General features: G+C 67.4%; 15 protein-coding genes and 1 CRISPR repeat array. Of the genes, 13 read left to right on the forward strand and 2 right to left on the reverse strand.

Features of this window, described 5'->3' with window-relative positions; all coding sequences use genetic code 11:
• Positions 1-7 precede the first annotated feature (7 nt).
• The 4 genes from CKO31_RS15920 (at position 8) to CKO31_RS15935 (ending at position 4,141) form a co-directional block, all read left to right on the forward strand.
• Positions 8-553, forward strand: a complete 546-nt coding sequence (locus tag CKO31_RS15920) for a DsbE family thiol:disulfide interchange protein (protein ID WP_242475417.1) — start codon at positions 8-10, stop codon at positions 551-553.
• Between the two features lie 247 nt (positions 554-800).
• The gene (locus tag CKO31_RS15925) at positions 801-1,340 is read left to right on the forward strand and encodes a cytochrome c-type biogenesis protein (RefSeq protein ID WP_200239426.1); all 540 of its coding nucleotides are present in this window, start codon (positions 801-803) and stop codon (positions 1,338-1,340) included.
• A 65-nt stretch (positions 1,341-1,405) separates the two neighbouring features.
• Positions 1,406-2,971 (forward strand): c-type cytochrome biogenesis protein CcmI, encoded by a 1,566-nt coding sequence (gene ccmI, locus CKO31_RS15930; protein WP_200239428.1) that lies wholly within the window; start codon positions 1,406-1,408, stop codon positions 2,969-2,971.
• 21 nt (positions 2,972-2,992) lie between these two features.
• Positions 2,993-4,141 (forward strand): hypothetical protein, encoded by a 1,149-nt coding sequence (locus CKO31_RS15935; RefSeq protein ID WP_200239430.1) that lies wholly within the window; start codon positions 2,993-2,995, stop codon positions 4,139-4,141.
• Positions 4,142-4,719: 578 nt separating this feature from the next.
• On the opposite strand, the gene CKO31_RS15940 is transcribed toward CKO31_RS15935, so the two are convergent.
• Positions 4,720-6,306, reverse strand: coding sequence for an ABC transporter substrate-binding protein (locus CKO31_RS15940; protein WP_200239431.1), 1,587 nt, complete (start codon positions 6,304-6,306; stop codon positions 4,720-4,722).
• Positions 6,307-6,389: 83 nt separating this feature from the next.
• Complete coding sequence (cysC, locus tag CKO31_RS15945; RefSeq protein ID WP_200239433.1) at positions 6,390-7,058, reverse strand: adenylyl-sulfate kinase; 669 nt, start codon at positions 7,056-7,058, stop codon at positions 6,390-6,392.
• 296 nt (positions 7,059-7,354) lie between these two features.
• Between cysC and CKO31_RS15950 the strand changes: the two genes are divergently transcribed.
• The 9 genes from CKO31_RS15950 (at position 7,355) to cas2 (ending at position 18,933) form a co-directional block, all read left to right on the forward strand.
• Complete coding sequence (locus CKO31_RS15950) at positions 7,355-8,434, forward strand: helix-turn-helix transcriptional regulator (RefSeq protein WP_200239435.1); 1,080 nt, start codon at positions 7,355-7,357, stop codon at positions 8,432-8,434.
• Between the two features lie 46 nt (positions 8,435-8,480).
• Positions 8,481-8,762 (forward strand): DUF6364 family protein, encoded by a 282-nt coding sequence (locus tag CKO31_RS15955; protein WP_200239437.1) that lies wholly within the window; start codon positions 8,481-8,483, stop codon positions 8,760-8,762.
• Positions 8,763-9,180: 418 nt separating this feature from the next.
• Complete coding sequence (locus CKO31_RS15960) at positions 9,181-9,372, forward strand: hypothetical protein (RefSeq protein WP_200239439.1); 192 nt, start codon at positions 9,181-9,183, stop codon at positions 9,370-9,372.
• Positions 9,373-9,542: 170 nt separating this feature from the next.
• A complete protein-coding gene (gene cas7g / locus CKO31_RS15965; RefSeq protein ID WP_200239441.1) occupies positions 9,543-10,748 on the forward strand; it encodes a type I-G CRISPR-associated RAMP protein Csb1/Cas7g in 1,206 nt (401 codons plus the stop codon).
• The gene (gene csb2 / locus CKO31_RS15970) at positions 10,745-12,439 is read left to right on the forward strand and encodes a type I-G CRISPR-associated protein Csb2 (RefSeq protein WP_200239443.1); all 1,695 of its coding nucleotides are present in this window, start codon (positions 10,745-10,747) and stop codon (positions 12,437-12,439) included. Before cas7g ends, csb2 begins: the two co-directional genes overlap by 4 nt.
• Positions 12,432-15,515: a type I-G CRISPR-associated helicase/endonuclease Cas3g gene (gene cas3g / locus CKO31_RS15975; protein WP_200239446.1), complete on the forward strand. Its 3,084-nt coding sequence runs from the start codon at positions 12,432-12,434 to the stop codon at positions 15,513-15,515. The genes csb2 and cas3g overlap by 8 nt, the downstream gene beginning before the upstream one ends.
• A gap of 7 nt (positions 15,516-15,522) precedes the next feature.
• Positions 15,523-16,446, forward strand: coding sequence for a type I-G CRISPR-associated protein, Cas3-extension family (locus tag CKO31_RS15980; RefSeq protein ID WP_200239448.1), 924 nt, complete (start codon positions 15,523-15,525; stop codon positions 16,444-16,446).
• A gap of 380 nt (positions 16,447-16,826) precedes the next feature.
• Positions 16,827-18,569, forward strand: a complete 1,743-nt coding sequence (gene cas4g/cas1g / locus CKO31_RS15985) for a CRISPR-associated endonuclease Cas4g/Cas1g (protein ID WP_200239450.1) — start codon at positions 16,827-16,829, stop codon at positions 18,567-18,569.
• Positions 18,570-18,639: 70 nt separating this feature from the next.
• The gene (gene cas2 / locus CKO31_RS15990) at positions 18,640-18,933 is read left to right on the forward strand and encodes a CRISPR-associated endonuclease Cas2 (protein ID WP_200239451.1); all 294 of its coding nucleotides are present in this window, start codon (positions 18,640-18,642) and stop codon (positions 18,931-18,933) included.
• Between the two features lie 253 nt (positions 18,934-19,186).
• Positions 19,187-19,870: direct repeats of the CRISPR family, unit length 36 nt; unit sequence ATCTCCCCGGCCAATTGGCCGGGGCCTCATTGAAGC.
• Positions 19,871-20,035 lie beyond the last annotated feature (165 nt).

A 20,035-nucleotide genomic window follows, 5' to 3' on the forward strand; every position in this document is an offset into this window, starting at 1 on the left:
CGCGTCAATGGCCATGTCCAAGTCCGTGCGCTACCTGACGCCGTTGATCGTCTTCGGCGCCCTGGTGGCGCTGTTGGTGTGGGGCCTGGGGCAGGACCCGCGGGAGGTGCCCTCGCCGCTCATCGGCAAGCCGGTGCCGGAGTTCAGCCTGCCGGCGCTGGAGGACCCGAACCGGACGGTCACCGAGGCGGATCTCAAGGGCAAGATCTCTCTGGTGAACGTATGGGCGTCTTGGTGTAACTCCTGCCGGGCCGAGCACCAGGCGCTGATGAGCCTGTCCGAGGTGCCGGACTTTCAGATCGTCGGCCTCAACTGGAAGGACGAGGCCGCCGACGCAATGCGCGTGCTCCGGCTCACCGGCAACCCCTATGACCTCAACGGCTATGATCCGGACAACACCGTCGGCATCCACTGGGGCGTCTACGGCGCGCCGGAGACCTTCGTCGTGGACCAGGACGGCATTATCCGCTACAAGCACATCGGCCCCATCGACCGGGAGGTCTGGGAGAAGAAGCTCCAGCCCTTGGTGGCAGAACTACGGGCCAGGGGCTAGCCACAGAGCCGGCCGGGCCGAGCGCCGAGGAATGAAGCGCCGCAGGTCGGGCTGAGCGCAGCGAAGCCCGACGCGCACGGCAGGCCGTAGGTCGAGTCAGCGCAGGCCACATGGACGGCGACCATTCCACGACCAAGCCCGGCCTCTGCGCCGACGTCCAAGGAGACCGGCAGCTGCGCACCGAGCCGCAGGCAGCACACCGTCACACCTCAAACCTCACACTTCAAACTTCAAACTTCCAACAGGCATGTCACCACTGATCAGAACCCTCCTCATCGCCGCGCTGCTGACGTTTGCCGGCGCAGCGTCCGCTTACACGCTCGAGGAGTTCCGGTTCGACAGCCCGGCCCAGGAGGCGCAGTTCCGCGACCTCATCAGCAAGCTGCGCTGCCTGGTGTGCCAGAACGAATCCCTCGCGGGCTCCCAGGCCGAGCTGGCGCAGGACCTGCGCAACGAGGTCTACCGCATGTTGCGTGCAGGCCAGTCCGAGGACGAGATTCTAGACTTCTTGGTGGCCCGCTACGGCGACTTCGTGCTGTACGATCCGCCGCTCAAGCCCTCGACCTATGTGCTCTGGTTCGGGCCCTTTGTCATCATCGGTATCGCCGCTTTCTTCATGCTGCGCGCGGTGCTGCGACGTAAGCCAAGCACCGAGGCCGACATCTCCGACGCCGAGCGCGAGCGCCTGCGCGCGCTGCTGGACTCGGATTCCAGCCCCGACGGCAATGGCCCCAGCTCGGCCACATCCCAGGCCACAACCCAGGCCACAACCAAGCAGTCCACCTGACCGGCCCGCGGCCCATGACCCAAAGCCCCGAGCCGCTCCTGCGAATCGTCCCCTAGCCCTTCGTTATGACCATCTTCTGGATCCTCGCCGCCGGCCTCGCGCTGCTGGCGGTGCTGTTCACGGCCGCGCCTCTCCTCGCGGGCCGCCGCACCAGCGACACCGCCGCCGACACCGACCAAGCCGACCTCAATCTGGAGCTGTTCAAGTCCCAGCTGGCGGAGCTGGACATGGATCTCGCCGCCGGCAAGCTCGACCGCACCCAATACGAGGCCGCCCGCCGCGACCTGGAGCGCGAGTTCCTGCGCGACAGCGCCGACCTAGGCCCGAATGACCCCAAGCCCGCCGCCCACGTGCGGCTGCCGGGACCCGGGCTGACTGCGACTGCCCTGGTGCTCGCGGTGCCGGTCAGCGCGATGGTGCTGTATCTGCTCATCGGCCAGCGCGACATCATCCCGCAGCTGGAGCTCGCCGCAACCGGCAGCGGCCAAGCCACACAGCAGCAGCACGCCGGCGCCGACGGCATGCCGCCGCTGACCGTGCTGGTACAGCGCCTGGAAGAGCGCCTGCAACAGGTGCCCGACGACGGCGAAGGCTGGACCATGCTCGGGCGAACCTACTTCGCCCAGGGCCGCACCCAGGATGCCGAGCGAGCACTCGCCCGCGCCCACGAGCTGCTGCCGGACGACACCCAAGTGACCCTAGCCTATGCTGAGAGCATCGCCGCCAACAACGACCGGGACCTCCTGGGCAAGCCGGCGGCGCTGATCTCCGAGGCCCTGGCCGCAGAGCCGGACAATGCCACCGCACGTTGGCTGTCTGGCATGGTGGCTTTCCAGCGCGGGCAGTTCCAGTCCGCCGCCACGGCCTGGAAGCGGGTGCTGGATCAAGTCGATCCGAAGAGCGAAGACGCCGACGAGCTGCGCCAGCTGATCCGCCAGGCCGAGCAGCGCGCCGGCATCCCACCGGAGATGCAGCTCGCCGCCAACGCCACCGCCGCCGCCGCGCCCAGCGGTCAGTCCCAGGCGCCCGCCCAGTCCGATCCCGCCCAGCCGGACCCCGCCGAATCGGACCCCGCCGAATCGGACCAGGCGCAGCCGAAGCCCGAGGCTCCGACCGGCTCCGCAGTACCCAGCGAGGCACCGGCATCCACGACCCAACAGACGGCCCAGCCCGATGCCGGCGGGGTGCCCAGCCAGCTCGCGCAAGGGCAGCCGCCGGCCGGCGGCGAGTCGGCCGCCGCCGCAGCCGAGCCATCGACGAATGCCGCGGGCCAGGGCGACGCCGCCCCAGGCCTGGAGGTCAGCGTGTCCCTCGCACCGGAGCTCGCCGGGCGCATGCCGCCGAGCACCACGGTGTTCGTCTTCGCCCGGGCCGCCGCCGGCCCGCCCATGCCGCTGGCGGTGCAGCAGCTCAGGCTGGCGGATTTGCCCGCCACCGTGCGGCTCGACGACAGCATGGCCATGATGCCGACCATGCAGCTCTCGTCCTTCCCACAGGTGGTGGTGGGCGCCCGCGTGTCGCCCAGCGGCCAGGCCATGCCGCAGCCCGGGGACCTGGAAGGCGCCACCGGCCCGGTGTCGAGTGCCGACGCCGGCGCCGTCAGCGTCACCATCGACCGCGTCCGGCGCTGAGGCCTGGCCGGCGTCTGCGTGGTGGCGACACTGCGCGCTTACCTGAGGCCGCTGCTGCCGATGCTCGCGGCCGCCGCCGCGGTGCTGGTGCTGCCGCTGCTCGGTGCCCTGCTGGGCGGCGTACCGCTCACTGAGCTGTTGCGCCTACCGCTGAGCGCCCGTGCTTGGGACCCGCTGGCCGCGAGCCCGCTGTGGACCTGGCTGACGAGCCTGCTGGCGTTGGCCCTAGTCGCCGCCGCCGGCTATTTCGCCTGGCCGCGGCGCCCGCCGGCCCGCCGCTTGGCGGGCTCGCCGGCGAGGCGCATCCCCCGCTTCGCCTGGCTCGGCGTCTTCGCCCTGCTGCTCGCGATCGTCGCCGCCGACGGTGCCGCGGTCAGCACGGCCGTCGCCCTGGTGATGCTCGCGGCCACCGTCTTCGCCAACGCCGACACCCAGCGCCGCACCGACAGCTGTCTGCTGAGCCAGCGCCCCGGCTACTTCCGCAGCCTGTTCGCCGCCAGCCTGGTCGCGGGCTGGCTGTTCCATTGGGTGAATCTGTTCCTTCAGCTTTGGGTCTATCCGTCCGCCACTGAGACCGTGCCCTTCGTGCTCGGCACGTCCCTGGCTTATGCGGTGCTGCTGCCGGCGCTGCTCAGTCTGCGGCAGTGGCTCGCGTCCTTTCCGCGGATACTCGGCGCGGTAAGCCGGGCGCAGCCGCTGGACGGCGGCGCCGCATCGCCCCAGGAGGGCTGGATTTGGCTGTTGGTGGCGCTGCTCGGCCTCGCCGGCGCCGCGCTCTGGCCGGACTGGATCTATCCGCTCACGCTCACCGCCCCGCTGCTGTTGGCGGCGGCCGTGCAGCAGCTGCGCGGGCGCCCCACCCCCCTCGCCGGCATCGCCACCGGCGACTGGAGTCGCATCCTGCTGCCGGCCCTGGCCGCCCTGCTGCTGGGCCTGCTGGCACAGGCCCTGAACGCCCTGCTGGGCCCGGCCTGGGACATCACCCTGCCGCTCATCGGCGGCCCCGAGCTGCTGGACCTGCCGTTATCCGCTTGGATCTGGGTAGCGCTGCTCGGGCCCTTCGGCATCTGGCTCGCGGACCAGCTCACGGACCCCTGGAAGCAGCGCCCGCAGCAACCGCCGCCGGGCAGCGGCTTTCCGGTGCGCATCGAGATCGGCGGCGGGTCCTAGCTGAGTGCCGGGTTCCGCTGTCGCTGACCCGAGCTACGGCAGCCGCCGTGTCGGACCGGGGTTCGTCTGGTCACCGGGGTCGATCATCAATCCAACTCGCGACGACTCTGACTCCCACGCTCCGCGGACTACGCAAGTACTCGCCGTAGGTCGGGCTGAGGAACGAAGCCCGACGCCGCGCTTACCCTAACCGCCTGATTGTCGGGCCTGCTTGCGTCGTCGCGACCGACGCCGAGGCACGTGTGGACCGCCGGCAGGCAATACTTGCCCAGGACGTCGGTGGATTTCATTACGCTCATCCACCCTTGTATCTTGCCGACGTGGGAGTTAGCTAGTCCCACAATCGTGAGCTTCCCCTTTTCTTTCCGGCGTGGATGCATTTCGGCGCGAGGCACGCGCGTAACCCGGTGATGGTGCGGTTACGCTATCGCTCAGCCGACCTATCGGTCACGAGATTTGCGGGGCGTGGGTATTCCATGCTCCGGCCGCGGAGCCAACTCGCGCGAGCAGCCGACTGAAAGTCGGCGCCCCCGGTGTGGGCGCGCCAGGTGCGGGGTTCGAGCTAGGCCGCCGCGCCCTCAGCGCTTGCGGGCGTTCTCGAGCCGCAGCGCGAACGACGGCTCCAGGCGGATGCCCCGCACGTCATCGCGCAGCACCAGATTCTGCCGCCAGCTCGCCACGGTCACCCAGGGCGCGTCGTGCTGCACCAGCCGCGCCAGCGCCCGATACAGCCGAGCGCGCGCGTCCCGATCCGTCGTGGTCCGCGCCTGATCGATGAGCCGGTCTACCGCCGGGTTGCAGTACCAGCCGGAGTTGAAGCCGCCCTCGGACGGCACCGCATCGCAGCGCAAGGCGAGAAACGGCAGGGTGTCCGGGTCATTGGTCATCCAGGCCATGGCCGCCAGGTCCGTGTCCTTATCGAGGCCGTCGTTGACCCGCGCCAGATAGGCATTCCATTCGAAGCTCTGGATACTGGCCTGCACCCCCACCCGCGCCAGGTCCCCCTGGATGGCGGTGGCCATGGCCAGCGGCGCCAGCATGCCAGAGCCCCCGCGCGGCACCAGAAAGTCCAGCGTCAGCCCGGCGCCGTAACCCGCCTCGGCAAGCAGCGCGCGGGCTTGGGCCGGGTCGTGCGCATAGCTCGGCAGATCCGGATCGAAGGCCCAATGGAACGCCTCGGGCACGGGGCCGTCCGCCACCGCCGCCGTGCGCCGGAGCACGTCGCGCACCAAGGCCCGGCGGTCGATGGCATGGCTCAGCGCACGCCGCACGCGCTCATCGGCCAGCGGCCCGTCGCGGGTGTTCAGGATCAGGAACCACAGGTGTGGCCCCGTGGCCTCCAGCACCTGGTAGCCGTCACGCCCGCGCAAGGCCGCCACATTGTCCGGCGAGAGCTCCAGCGCCAGGTCGACACCGCCCGCCATCAGCTCCGCCACCCGGGTCATCGGATCCGTCAGCGGCCGAAAGATCAGGGTCGACAGCGGCGCTTCCCCGCCGTGCCAATCCTCGAAGCGCGTGAGCCGCACCTGACCGCCGCGCTGCCAGCCCGCGAAGCGAAACGGACCCGTGCCGCTCGGGTGGCGGCCATAGTCCGCCCCCCAGCGGCGCACCGCCGCCGGCGACACCATCAGCGCCGCCGGATAGGCCAGGTTCGACAGGAAAGGCGCAAAGGGCTGGCTCAGCTCGAAGCGCACCGTCAGCGGGTCCTCCGCCACCACGCGCTCCACCTGCTCGAAGAAGAACGCCAGCGGAAAGGGGCCGGTGTCGTGGAAGGGGTGCTCCGGGTCCAGCATGCGCTGGAAATTGAAGCGCACCGCCGCGGCATCGAAGCGGCTGCCGTCGTGGAAGCGCACGCCCTCGCGCAGCTTGAACCGATAGACCCGGCCGTCGTCGGAGACACTCCAGGACGTCGCCAGCCCGGGCTCCAGCTCCAGGGTGCCGGGGCGGTAGCGCACCAGCCCCTCGTACAGGCTTACCAGGATGCGGAAGTCGTTCAGCGCGGTGGTGACCTGGGGGTCGAGCGAGCGCGGTGCCGCCACCTGCCCCACAACCAGGGTGTCCGCCGGCGGGGTCTGGCGGGCGCAGCCGGTGACGAGCAGCAGCACCGCAGCCGCCAGCGCCAACGCCCGCAGCAGCGCGGACCCGTTCGCCGCCGATACAACCACCGCTGCCGCTGCGGCCCGGCCGCGACCTGCCGCTGCCGAGCCGGCCCCGAAGACAGCTGGCGTCTGTACCAGCGGCGCGGAGCTCAACGCCCGGCGGGCTGCGGGATGATCGTGCGCTCCACCAGGTAGTCGATCACCTCGTGTGCCAAGGCCTCCGGCGTGCGCTCGCCGGCCAGCAGGGTCAGCTCCGGGACCTGCGGCGCCTCGTAGGGATCATCGATGCCGGTGAAGTGCTTGATCTCGCCGGCCCGGGCCTTCTTGTAAAGACCCTTGGGATCGCGCTCCTCACAGACCGCCAGCGGTGTGTCTACGAACACCTCGATGAACTCCCCGTCCGGCAGGTTGCGCCGCACCCGGTCCCGGTCCACCCGGTACGGGCTGATGAAGGCCGTCAGCGCGATCAGCCCGGCCTGACAGAACAGGCCCGCCACGGCGCCGATGCGGCGGATGTTCTCCTCCCGGTCCGTCGCCGAGAAACCGAGCCCGAAGCGCTGGGCGAAATCGTCGCCGTGCGCATCGCGCAAGATGCCCGGCCCGGCATTCAGCGCATGGCGCACATTGTCGCCGTCCAGCACGGCACTGTGGAAGCCATAGCCCCACAGCAGGTGGTCCAGGGTGTTCGCCACCGTGCTCTTGCCCGAGCCCGATAGGCCCGTGAACCAGATGACACAACCCTTGTGCCCATTCAGGCGCTCGCGCGCCTCGCGTGTCACCTGGTGCTCATGCCAGGTCACGTTACTGTCATTCGCCATGAGGATATCTCGAAACAGAAAACTGCTGCTGCCACCAAGGGAACAGTCGGAACAGGCCGGATAAGGCCGGGCGGGATGGGGGAATTGCCCCAAGGCGGGAGTGTACCGAGATGCGCCGATCCGCGCCAATGCGGGAAGCGCAGGCGACGAGGCAAAGACGGAGCCTCACGCTGGCGCACGCCACACGGGCTCGCCATTAATGTGAACGCGGGGCTTCCATGTACACGTCATTGAGGCATAATCGGGGGAGTCACCATCCACCCATAAGAGCATTCGAGCCGGTAACCTCCAGCGCCATGGACAAGCTGCACCGCATCACCCAGCTCAAGCGCATCCTCGCGGGCCGCCGCACACCCATCAGCCTGTGCCAGCTCATGGAGCGGATGGAGTGCTCCGAGTCCACCGCCCGCCGCGCCCTGCACAGCTATCGGGACGACTTCGGCGCACCCCTCGCCTTCGACCGCAGCCGCGGCGGCTGGTACCTCAGCGGACCGGCACCGGACCCGACCGACGAGGTGCCGGGGCTCTGGCTCACCACTGCCGAGCTCCACGCACTGCTCGCCGCCCGCGAGCTGCTGCGCCAGCTCCAGCCCGGCCTGCTCGCCGCACAGACCGCCCCCATCGCCGCACGCATCGAGGCCCTGCTCGCGCAGCGCGGCATCAAGCCAGCCGACATCGCCCGCCGCATCAGCCTGCAAATGCCCGGCACTCGCCCCTGCCCAGGCGAGACCTTCGCCACCCTCGCACGGGCCCTGTTCGAGCGCCACCGGCTGCGTATCCATTACAGCCCGCGCAGCCGCCCGGCCGCGGCCGACGAGCCCGCCCGCGACATCTCGCCGCACCGCCTCAGCTGGGTCCGCGGCAACTGGTACCTCGACGCCTGGTGCCACCGTGCGGACGACCTGCGCCGCTTCGCGGTGGAGCGCGTGCAGACCGCGGAGCTGCTCGCCGACCAGGCCCTGGAGCTGGACTCGGAAAACACCACGGCGCGCCTGGACGACGGCTACGGCACCTACACCGGCAGCCCCACGCAGACCGCCCTCCTGCGCTTCAGCGCCGAGCGTGCCCGCTGGGTGGCGGAAGAGCACTGGCACCCCGACCAGCACGGCAGCTGGCTCCCCGACGGCCGCTGGCAGCTCACCCTGCCCTACGCCCACCCCGAAGAGCTGGTGATGGAGATCCTCAAGTACGGCGCCGACTGCGAGGTGGTGGCGCCGGCGGCGCTGCGGGAGGCAGTCGTGGCGCAGCTGCGGGAGGCGTTGGGTGCCTATGGCGAGGGTGTACTCTCGGCAACGCCGGCGGCCGCGCAGACTTGTCAACCGCCTTCGGACGGCGACCGGGCTGCCACCCCCGATCTGGACCAAGGGGAGGTATAGCGTTGGCCCAAAATGTACGGCCCACCAAAGCGCGCAGACCCCCCTTATGAACGCCAAGCTGACGCTCAGACTGGACGAACACCTGATCGCCCGTGCCAAGGCCATCAGCAAGGCCCAAGGCAAGTCCGTCTCGCAGCTGGTCGTGGACTACTTCGCCGCACTGGACGCCCAGACCGCGGCGACCGCGCCCGAGGACCTAACCCCCGGCGTGCGCTGCCTGCTCGGCGCCATCAGGGGCAGCCGGATCGATCCCGACGACTACAAGGAGCATCTCGCAGAGAAGCACTTGGGTGCCGCGTACAAGCCTTCGGATCGGAAAGACATTTGAACCTAGATCCGGCAGTTGGTCCGAGTCTCGGGCGATAACCTGCGGTCGGTTAAGCGAAATCGGCGGTGGGGCGTCTCACCCGATCGGTGACGTCTTCAACTGCTCCGCAGTTGGACAGTCACTCTTCAAATCAATGCGTTGCATGATTTTCGGCGTCGCCAACTGCCCTTTCTAGGTTGAAACACACAGCGAGAGCGTGTCGCGCCGATCATGAACGCCTTAATCGACCTCAACGTCATCGTCGACGTGCTGCTCGAACGCGAGCCGCACGCTAGCGATGCTGGCGCGGTCATGGCCCTCGCCGAACGCGTGTCCTCGACGGCCGCATCTGTGCGGCGTCAGTCGACAGGCTGTTATTCCTGCTTAAACGCGAGAGCCCTCTGCCGCCGCGCGGGCGCATGTCCGCGCGCTGCTGTCCATGCTCGTGGTAACCGACGTGACGGCCGTCGCTGTCCGGACCGCTACGGACAGCGACTGGCTGGACTTGAAGGACCCAGTCATCTATCGGAGCGCGCGCGTCGCGGGCGCCGATCTCATCGTGACCCCAATCGCCATGACTTCAGACGCGGCGAGCTTCCATTGCTATCTCCCGCAGAAGTCCTGGCAGTAGTGCGGGCTCAGGACGCCTAGCATGACTCTCGCGATTCCTGGACATGGTCGTTCTGCCCTGTCACGTTTTGACAGGGCATCGCCTGATAATCAGCTCAGACAGTCAACTGCCGAAACCCCAGGCTGAGGCATCAATGCCGAACGGAACCACGACTCGATAACGGAGGAGTCATGACCAGTCCACTGACGCTCGACGTCATCCGCACAGCCCTGACCAATCGCGCCGCCGCCTTCCGGCGCGTCACCTGTTTTCAGCCCGCCGGCGGTCCCGGCGACAAGGTGTTCCCGCCCACCTACGAGGGCGGCAAGTACGCCACCGAGACCCGGCACATCGATGGCCGGGACCTCGACTGCGTCCTAATGGACTCGGTGCAGTCGCAGGCCAACCGTATGGAGCAAGCGCTCCTCGACGCGCACCGGGACGGGCTGATCGAGCTGCCTTTGGTGACCACGCGGTTCGATCAGGCAGGCCTCAAGAAGCAATTCACGGTTACGAGCCTGGACGCACCGCACCGGGTTGCCGACGCCCTGTTCCGGGACAGCCTGCTGGACGGGATCATGTTCCGGTACTCCAAGAAAGGGCGCATCCTCGACTACGCGGATGTCCGCAACGCCACCGGCCTCTTCGGCTTGAATCCGGCGGCGCTGGTGTTCGGGCTCTGGGATTCCACCGGTCCGCGCGGCGGCTTGGGCGCCAAGTTCCAACGCGCGTTGGTCTCGGAAATGGTCGGCTTGGATGCAGTGGCGGGCGTCAAGACCAGCAGCCGCATCGACCCTGCGCAGATCATGCTCGGCTCCGGCCCGCTACATCACCGCAAAGCGGATGACGGCACCAAGCCGGAATGGACCCTCGACGCAAAGGCAGGTGGCAAGAAGCTCGGCAAGGACGGCAAGCCGTCCGAAGCGAATCACGGCAACGTAACACCCAGCATCGACGCCGGCGGCTTCACCATCTCTGAGGCGATGCAGACCACAGTGCTCTCGCTCACCTGCCTGCGCCGGCTGCGCTTCCCCCTCAACGGCGGCCCCGACAGCGACCCGGATACGGACGTCGCCGCGCGTACGGCGCTCGCAACCCTCGGCCTCGCGGCGGCCACGCTGGGCCATGAGCAGATGACGGACCTGCGCTCGCGATGCCAGTTGTTCCCGACCGGCGCGGCGCCCTGGCAGTTGCTGGCAGACCCGGAGGCGGAGCCTGAGCGCTTCAGCCTCACGCCGATCCAAGCCGCCGAACTCCTGCAAGAGGCGGTCGCAGCCGCTCGTGCCGCCGGCCTGCCCTGGGAGGGCGAGATCCGGCTCACGCCATCCGAGGAGCTCGTCGAGCTGGTGCGCCGCAGCCAAGAGCTGGCAGCGGCTGAAGGCGAAGGGGCCGAATGATGCTTGCCCTGGGCATCCGTTACCTCAACGGGTGGGCGATGGCGGCCGCGGACGGCGCACGCAAGGAAGAGGCCGAGTGGCCGCCGCACCCGGACCGGGTCTTCATGGCACTGGCAGCCGCCTGGTTCGAGACCGGGGAGGATCCCGCCGAGGGCGCCGCACTGGAATGGCTCCAGCAGCTGGTGGCGCCCGAGCTGGACGCCTCAGATGCCAGGCGCCGTGCTACAGGCAGCAGCGGGAGTCAGCCGGTGAGCTATGTCCCCGTCAACGACGGCCGAGTATCGAAGCGTGCGCCCAGCTCCACCGGCCTGGCAAAGCTCAAGGACGCCGGCCTGTCACTGCTGCCGGAGCACCGCGGACGACAGGGTCGGCATTTCCCAATAGCCGTCCCCCTGCTGCCCACTGTTTACCTGGTTTGGCCGGCGGCCGAGCCCGGGGCGCATACGGAAAGCTTGGAAACACTCGCGGCCAAGGTAGCCAACATCGGCCACTCTGCATCCCTGGTGCAGGTTTGGCTAACGCGCAAAGCGATTCAGGCCCGCTGGGTCCCCACCGACGGCATCGCGCAGCGCCGTCTGCGCATCCCGGCGCCCGGGCGTCTTGAGTACCTGCGGCGACGCTGCAATCGCGACGCGGTGATCGGGTACCGCGAGCTACAGCACCGCATCGGCCAAGCCAAAGGCAAGGAGAAAAAGATGCTGCAAGCAGAATTGGAGGAGTATTTCGGCGCGGACGAGCCCGTCTCGCTACGCCCCGAGCCCGGACTGTGGCAAGGGTATGCCGAGCGCGCGCCAGCAACAGCGCCCGGGCTCCCGGCGCCCGTCTTCGACCCGCGCCTGTTGGTGTTCTCCATCGCGAGCGGGCGCCTGCCACTCAACGCCACGCTGCGTTTCATGGATGCGATGCGCTGCACGCTCCTCAAGGATATTGCGGACGCCCGGGGCGCCGAGCAAACCGACAGAGCCAACAGCCAAACCCAGCCGTCCCATGAACAGAGCGCACACTTCGACTATCCCGAGTGGTTGTCCGGGCATCGAGCCGACCGGTCCGCAAGCAAGCAGCCACACCTCGCATTCGCACCCCTGCCATTCGTTGGCGCACCCCATGCCGACGGCCACTTGCTCGGCATCGCCTTGATCCTACCGCGGGATCTGGACCAAGCCGAGGCCGCGCGCTGGCTCAAGCCCTGGGTCCGCCGTGACAGCGACGGGCTGCCGCCGCGCATCAGGGTTTTCGATGGCCGACACTTCGAGACCGAGATCGAGCTGGAGCTGCGCGACGGCAGACCGCAGGCGCTCCGGCCCGAAAGCTGGACTGCAGCGGGTGTCGGTGCGTGCCGCTGGGCCAGCGTGACGCCCATCGTACTGGACCGTCATTTCAAGGGCACGGACAAGTGGCAGAAAGCGGCTGAATCCGTCAAGACGGCCTGCGAGCGCATCGGCCTGCCGCGGCCCCTCGCCGTCGAGCTGCATCCCGTCTCCAAGCATCGCGGGGTGCCCAGGGCGAATGACTTCTCGTCCCTGCACCGTAAGTCGGACGGCGGTCGCATGCAGCACACCCATGCATTCATTCAGTTCGCCGAGCCGGTGGTGGGCCCCGTCGCCGTCGGTGCCGGGCGGTTCCGCGGCTACGGTTTCTGCAAGCCCCTGAACGACTGCCGGCGACCGGCAAAGGAGGCGGCAAATGACTGATGAGCTATCGAGCCGCTTCGGCGAGTTCTTCGAGGCCGTATGGGGCTATCCACCCTTTGCCTGGCAAAGCGCGCTGGCGGAGCGGGTGCTGACCAAGGACGAAGCACCTTGGCCCCAGGCCATTGCCCTGGCGACGGCCGCCGGCAAGACCGCCTGCATCGATATCGCCGTGTTCGCGCTGGCTGCCCAAGCGCATCGTCTCGGCACCGAGCAGCGCATCAGATCCCCACGCCGGATCTTCTTCGTCGTGGATCGGCGCGTGATCGTGGACGAGGCGTTCGAGCGCGCTCGGCGTTTGGCGACGGTGCTGCGAGCGCCGGCTGCCGGCATCCTCGGGGAGGTGGCAGAGCACCTCCGGTCGCTTGCGCAAGGACCCGAAGATCGCCACGACACTGTCGATCCGTTACAGGTCTTCGAGCTGCGAGGCGGCATGTACCGCTCGGAAGCCTGGGCGCGCAGCCCGATCCAGCCGATGGTGATCGCCTCCACCGTAGACCAGTTCGGCTCCCGACTGCTGTTCCGGGCCTATGGTCGGGGCCCGGGCATGTGGCCGGTGTACGCGGGTCTCGCGGGCAACGACAGCCTGATCCTGCTGGACGAGGCCCATTGCGCCAAACCCTTCCTCCAAACGCTGCGGTCCGTTGCGCGCTATCGCACGTGGGCGCAGCAGCCGCTCGGGTCACCTTTTCATGCAGTGGTGCTGTCCGCAACGCCGCCGGACGAGACCGCCACGGACGTGTTTCGGGACGAGTCGGACGAGCCGAGCGATCCAAATCATCGGCTGGGCAAGCGCCAGTTGGCCCGCAAGCCCGCAAGGCTCGTGGAGTTCAATGCGAAGCCGAAGGACATACCGACCAAGCTCCCCCGCGCGCTGGCGGAACATGCGGAGGCCCTGGCGGACGGTCCGCGCAAGGCGGTGGTCGTCTTCTGCAACCGGGTGGCGACTGCCCGGGACACCTGGCACCGCCTCAAGCAGAAGGAAGGCCAGCGCGCCGTGCTACTCACCGGTCGCATGCGGGGACTGGATAAGGATGCGGTGGTCGTAGACGAGCTCGGCCAGCTGGCAGCTGCCTGCGCCGAGCGACGGCGATTGTCGGCGCCCGTTTTCGTCGTCGCAACCCAAACCTTGGAGGTGGGCGCGGACTTGGACTTCGATGCACTGGTCACCGAGTGTGCAAGCTTGGACGCGCTGCGCCAGCGCATCGGACGGCTGAACCGCACCGGCCGTGCAATGGAAGGAACCGATGCCGACGGGTGCCCGCTCGGCGCCAAGGCCGTCATCCTCGGACGAGCGGACCAAGTCAAGCCGGGCGCAGAGGACCCGATCTACGGCTTAGCCATCGGCGGAACCTGGCGCGAGCTGCTCACTCTGGTGGACGGGGAAGGCATTGTCGACTTTGGCATCCGCCATTTCGATGCGGACGCACTGCCGAAGGACCCGGCAAAGAACGCCGTCTCTGCTCCGGCACCCAATGCACCAATCATGCTGCCAAGCCACCTCGACACCTGGGTGCAGACCAGTCCAGAGCCGGTGCCGGTACCGGAGCCCGCGCTCTTTCTGCACGGTACGGAGCGCATCGCCGCGGATGTGCGCGTCTGCTGGCGTGCAGACGTCCGCCTGGATGCGGACTCGGAGATCCAGACATCCGTCGAGACGCTCTCCCAGGTGCCGCCGGCGATGCCGGAGACATTGCCGGTTCCCATCGGCGTGATGCGCCGCTGGCTCCTGGGTGAGCGGGACGACGGCTCGTCCGACATCGAGGGGACTCCCGATGCCGCCGATGAGCATAGGGATGCGACCGCTATTGTTCGGCCGGTCGTGCGGTGGGTCGCCGGCAGCGGGGATAATCCGAGCGGCGCACAGACGACCGGGCTCGTCGCAAACCCGCGCGATCTGCGTCCAGGCGACACGCTGGTCATCCCCGTGGACACTGGCGGCCAAGACGCTCTCGGCGACTTCAGGCACTTCCAGGACGGCAAACCCCGCCTGGACCTTGGCGACGAGGCGTCGCTGCGATCACGGGCCAAAGCGAGCTTGCGCATCCATCCCGCCCTCATCGAGCACTGGCCATTGACAGACAAGCGGCTGCGCGAGCGCTGGCAAGCCTTCGCGCAGCAGGCCGGCAGTCGGCTGGACGCGGAACCGGACGAACTGTTGGCCGATCTTCGCGCGCTGCTTATCGAGACAGGTCGCGATCCGGACAACATCGAGGAGCAGTGGCTGTGCGACGTAGTCCGCCACTTTGCCCATCAAACAATAGCCAAGCTCAGAGCGATTGTACTGCGACACCCCAGCATGACGGGTCTGGTGTTGCTGAGCCGAAAGATCCTCGCCGACTACACCGACCAAGCGGAACAGTTCACGGACGAAGACGATGCTGCTGCCTCGGGTACGGTTGACGTGCCCTTGCTCCCCGCAGACGGAGACATAGCCGCTGATTTTCCGAAGGCGCATCTCCCAGGCGTCGCCCGCTACGCCCGGAGATTCGCCGCCGGTTGCGCACTGCCGGAGACGCTTGCCGATGCAGTGGAGCGCGCCGGCCTCATGCACGACTTGGGCAAGCTGGACCCGAGGTTCCAGTGCCTACTTGTCGGCGGGAACCCGTGGGGCGTCGACCCGGATCGCCCACTTGCAAAGTCCATCACTCTACCCCGAGACAAGCGCGCTTGGGAGCGCGCGCGCGCTGCTGCGGACTATCCCAAGGGCGCCCGGCACGAGCTTTACTCCGTCGTACTGGCGCTGTCCGATGACAGCAGCGTCCTGTTGCCGAGAGAAGAGCCCGCACGCAGCTTGATTCTGCATCTGATCGCAAGCCATCACGGACGCTGCCGTCCCTTTGCACCAGTGGTCGAAGACCCCGGTCCGCACGAGGCCATGACAGCAGAGCTCCACGGCGTGCACCTAAGCCATCAAGGCCCGACCCGCTTGGAGCGTATGGACTCCGGTACAGCGGATCGGTTCTGGGACCAAGTTCACCGTTACGGGTGGTGGGGGGCTGCCTGGCTCGAAGCCATTCTGCGCTTGGCCGATCACCGCCGCAGCGAGCGTGAGCAACTTTCCGAATCGTCGATGTGAGTAAGCAATGAAGGAAATACTGCTAACCGGTATCGAAGGCTCGAACCCCTTGGGGTTCCTCGCCGCCCTTGGCTCCGTCGTCGTTCTGGGCCGGCAGCACCCGGACGTCCGGCTGTCTTGGCGGACATTCGAAACGGCCTGGCGGCCCATCCTGCACGAGTTGCCCGTCAGCCGGCAGGACCTATCCGCACATCTTGCCGACCTACTCCATGACTCCCCGGCGACCGACAACGTCTACGCCCTCGACAAGAAGCTTCCGTACCCGCTGGAAAGCTTCAGAGCGCACCTGGCGGATGCAGTCGCCCAAGCCTCATTGGACACCCGCGCCGAGGTCGATCTGCTCGCCGCATTGGGTACCGACGCGCACGCAGACAACGGGCAGTTCGCCGACACCACCTTCCGGATGGTTCGCAGCGGCGACAGCGCCGGACAGGGCTTGCTCGCCTACGCCGCGAGAATCAAAGCGCATACGACTCCCGAGACAATCGAACGGACATTGCTGCAGCCTTGGGATTACGCTGACGATGGGTCCAGCCTCCGCTGGGATCCCTTGGAAGACCAACGCTATGCGTTGCGCTGGTACGACCCGAGCCCGACGGCGAACAAGAAGTTCGGTCCCCGGACGATGCTCGCGGCGAATTGCCTCGCGTTGGAAGCACTGCGACTGTTCCCGGTTGCGCCCGTCAGCAACAGAGCGTTGACAACCGGCTTTCGCTATCAAGCCCGGCTACGGCAGCTCACTTGGCCGATCTGGTCCCCACCACTGACCTTACAGGTGATTCGCTCTGCGCTGTCGTTAAAGGAGCTCCACAACCGGGACGATCCGAAGCGAAGCTCACTGCGAGCGATGGGAATCGAAGAAGTGTTCCGCTGCGACCGTATTGCCCAGAACCAGTATTACAGTAATTTTTCGATTGCGCGCCCAGCATGACGAAACTGCGTCATGGCTCCCTACGACGACGAGAACCTCGTCCCAAGCCGGTGTCTACTACCCGGACCTCCGCGGCTTTGGGGGTCGTCAGCCAGGCGTCGCCGCTGGCGCTGCGATCCTGGATCGCCGGGGCTGGTCAGTCAGGATCTGACGGATGTGCAGGCCGTGGTACGCGAGTACTTGCGCCAGATCATCCGATAAGCCCGCGCGCAGCGCCCCCGACTCCCACCTCAGCACCGTACCCAAAATCCCCGACTATACTGCGTTTCGTGTATCGCAACGAGTAGCGACCGCGGACCACGTACCAAGCATGGGCGCCGCGGGTGAGCCTTCAGGAAGCGGCAGGAACACACCGACAAGCACAGCGGCAGGAGGACCCCATGGGAGACGACGCACCCGGCCAACACGAGCTTGAGCTCCCCTTCCCGGAGCTACGCAGCGACTTGCCGCTGCTGCCGGCGCGGATGATCAACGAGTACTGCTACTGCCCGCGGCTGGCCTATCTGGAATGGGTTCAGGGCGAGTGGGACGACTCCGCGGACACGGTGCAGGGCCGTTGGGTGCATCGGCGCGTCGACAAGCCCGGCGGTAAGCTGCCGCCGGCGGAGCAGAGCAAGGGCAAGACCGGCGACGACGACGAGGCCGAGAAGATCCACGCCCGCTCCATCGAGCTGTCGTCGAACCGGCTCGGGCTGATCGCGCGAATGGATCTCATCGAAGGCGCCGGCAGCACGGTCACGCCGGTGGACTACAAGCGCGGCAAGCGCCCGCATGTCAATCGCGGTGTCTACAACCCGGAGCGGGTCCAGCTGTGCGTGCAGGGCCTGATCCTGGCCGAGCACGGCTACACCTGCACCGAGGGCATCATCTACTACGCCGCCAGCCGCGAGCGGGTGCGTGTCGCCTTTGACGACGAGCTGCACGCGCTCACCAAGCAGACCATCGACGGCCTGCGCTTCGTCGCCACCGGTGGGCGCGTCCCCGCACCGCTGGAGGACAGCCCCAAGTGCCCGCGCTGCTCGCTGGTGGGTATCTGCTTGCCGGACGAGACCGCCTTCTTCCGCGGTGCCGACATCGCGCCCCGTCCACTCGCCGTGGGACTGGATACACGCCTGCCGCTGTATGTGCAGGCCTGGCACGCCAAGGTCAGCAAGTCCGGCGAGCAGTTGCAGGTCTTCATCGACGACAAGAAAGTGCAGGAGGCGCGCCTCATCGACGTATCGCAGTTGGCACTGTTCGGCAATGTCTATGTAACCACGCCGGCGATGCAGGAGCTGATGCGGCGCAACATCCCCATCAGCTGGCACAGCTTTGGTGGCTGGCTCATGGGCCACACGGTCGGCACCGGCCACAAAAACATTGAGCTGCGGCGTGCGCAGTTCCGCGCAGCCGACGACCAGGCCTTCTGCCTGCGCCTGGCCAAGACCCTTGTCGAAGCGAAGATCAGGAACGCCCGCACCCTGTTGCGCCGCAACTGGAAGAGCGCCGACGGCGCACCGCCTGCGCTCCTGGAGGACCTGAACGGCGACGTTCGCCGCGCACAAAAGGCGGCCGATCTATCGGCGCTGCTCGGCGTGGAAGGCAGCGCTGCCGCCCGCTATTTCGGCGAGTTCGCGAACCTCATCAAGCCGCCGGCGGACGCCCCGGTACCGAGCTTCGACTTCCACAAGCGCAACCGCCGCCCACCGACGGACCCGATCAACGCGTTGTTGTCCTATGCCTATGCCCTGCTGACGCGTACATGGACCAATACCCTGTCCGCGGTCGGCTTCGACCCGTACCTCGGCTTCTATCACCAGCCGCGCTACGGCCGCCCCGCCCTGTCGCTGGACATGATGGAGCCCTTCCGGCCACTGATCGCCGACTCCGCCGTGATCCAAGCCATCAACAACGGCGAAGTTCGGCCGACGGACTTCATCCAAGCCGCCGGCAGCGTGTCCTTGCATCCGGACGGGCGTAAGCGCTTTATCGCCACCTTTGAGCGCCGCTTGTCCCAAGAGGTGACGCACCCCTTGCTCGGCTACCGGCTGAGCTATCGGCGCCTACTGGAGGTCCAGGCCCGGCTCTTCGCCCGTCATCTGCTCGGGGAGCTGGATCACTTCCCACAGTTCACGCCGCGCTGACCGACCCGCCCCAGCATCCAGCAGCCAGCACCACGCGAGCCTCCCCCCCACGCAGACAGGGCGAGCCGACATGGACCAACGCCTCTACATCGTTGCCTACGATATCTCCGACCAACGCCGCTGGCGGCGCATCTTCACGCTCATGAAGGGCTATGGCGAATGGGTCCAGCTCTCCGTGTTCCAGTGCCGCCTCACCCGCCAGCAGCACGCCGAGCTGGTCAGCCTGATCGACGGCATCATCCACCACAGCGAAGACCACGTCCTGCTCCTGGACTTCGGCAACGCCGACCATGTCAGCCCGAACGTCATCAGCCTCGGGAAAGCCGACTTCACACCCGTCGAGCAAGCGCCCATCATCGTGTAGGGTCACCGGGTAACTGCGGACCCTACGGCGCCGGAGGCGCCGTCCGCACAGACCCCCGCCGCTCCATCGCGAGCGCTAGAGTGGCAACAGAACCCTGCGCAGCGCTCGCGACGACTCGCTCTTTAAAAATCTGGATGTTGTGATAGCCTCTTTAGAGGGTCACTCATGGTGACGGGGGTCGATGCACGCCGTCGGCCCGACCGCTCGCAAACCATGGCAAAATGCGCGCGGTTGCTGCAAGGACAGCCAAGCCATCTCCCCGGCCAATTGGCCGGGGCCTCATTGAAGCGCGGGTCATCAGCGCTGGTTGATTCGTTGAGGTGGGATCTCCCCGGCCAATTGGCCGGGGCCTCATTGAAGCGTCGCCGACGCCCCCGCCCGCCCCAACCTGCGCGTCCATCTCCCCGGCCAATTGGCCGGGGCCTCATTGAAGCATATGACTGGGGGAAGTGCGCAGTGCGCAGTGCGCAATCTCCCCGGCCAATTGGCCGGGGCCTCATTGAAGCCCCATCATTGAGGCTTTCATACTCGTGCGTGAACGGATCTCCCCGGCCAATTGGCCGGGGCCTCATTGAAGCCGCGTTTGCGCTCGATGCGCGCCCGGCGGCGCGAGACATCTCCCCGGCCAATTGGCCGGGGCCTCATTGAAGCATTAAGCGCCAGCTCGCCGTCAACGAGCATGACGGATCTCCCCGGCCAATTGGCCGGGGCCTCATTGAAGCCAGCTCGCTGCGCAGCCGGTCCCGAAGCGCCGTCGCATCTCCCCGGCCAATTGGCCGGGGCCTCATTGAAGCGCGTCTCTCGCAGAGCAAATGGTCACAAACGGAACATCTCCCCGGCCAATTGGCCGGGGCCTCATTGAAGCTCCAGGATATAGTTGAAGCAGACATTAATACCAGGAATCTCCCCGGCCAATTGGCCGGGGCCTCATTGAAGCAGCTACGTGCTCAGGCTTCAAGTCTCCATATTCGCCATCAGCAATTCTAAATTTGCCGCCCTGGCGCAGCGGCGCGGCCAGTAGGCGGCGGCGTCGCGGGCTCCAGGGCCTCGTGCATGAAGTCGAGGAGCTGCTCCCAGGAGTCGAACGGCCAGTACAGCGTCA

This window comes from Thiohalocapsa halophila, from assembly GCF_016583825.1.
Taxonomy (GTDB): Bacteria; Pseudomonadota; Gammaproteobacteria; order Chromatiales; family Chromatiaceae; genus Thiohalocapsa; species Thiohalocapsa halophila.

Excerpts from the sequence above, each read along its gene's own strand:
- CKO31_RS15920 (WP_242475417.1), top strand. The coding sequence starts at position 8 with ATGGCCATGTCCAAGTCCGTGCGCTACCTGACGCCGTTGATCGTCTTC.
- CKO31_RS15925 (WP_200239426.1), top strand. The coding sequence starts at position 801 with ATGTCACCACTGATCAGAACCCTCCTCATCGCCGCGCTGCTGACGTTT.
- ccmI (WP_200239428.1), top strand. The coding sequence starts at position 1,406 with ATGACCATCTTCTGGATCCTCGCCGCCGGCCTCGCGCTGCTGGCGGTG.
- cysC (WP_200239433.1), bottom strand. The coding sequence starts at position 7,058 with ATGGCGAATGACAGTAACGTGACCTGGCATGAGCACCAGGTGACACGC.
- CKO31_RS15950 (WP_200239435.1), top strand. The coding sequence starts at position 7,355 with ATGGACAAGCTGCACCGCATCACCCAGCTCAAGCGCATCCTCGCGGGC.
- CKO31_RS15955 (WP_200239437.1), top strand. The coding sequence starts at position 8,481 with ATGAACGCCAAGCTGACGCTCAGACTGGACGAACACCTGATCGCCCGT.
- CKO31_RS15960 (WP_200239439.1), top strand. The coding sequence starts at position 9,181 with ATGCTCGTGGTAACCGACGTGACGGCCGTCGCTGTCCGGACCGCTACG.
- cas7g (WP_200239441.1), top strand. The coding sequence starts at position 9,543 with ATGACCAGTCCACTGACGCTCGACGTCATCCGCACAGCCCTGACCAAT.
- csb2 (WP_200239443.1), top strand. The coding sequence starts at position 10,745 with ATGATGCTTGCCCTGGGCATCCGTTACCTCAACGGGTGGGCGATGGCG.
- cas3g (WP_200239446.1), top strand. The coding sequence starts at position 12,432 with ATGACTGATGAGCTATCGAGCCGCTTCGGCGAGTTCTTCGAGGCCGTA.
- CKO31_RS15980 (WP_200239448.1), top strand. The coding sequence starts at position 15,523 with ATGAAGGAAATACTGCTAACCGGTATCGAAGGCTCGAACCCCTTGGGG.
- cas4g/cas1g (WP_200239450.1), top strand. The coding sequence starts at position 16,827 with ATGGGAGACGACGCACCCGGCCAACACGAGCTTGAGCTCCCCTTCCCG.
- cas2 (WP_200239451.1), top strand. The coding sequence starts at position 18,640 with ATGGACCAACGCCTCTACATCGTTGCCTACGATATCTCCGACCAACGC.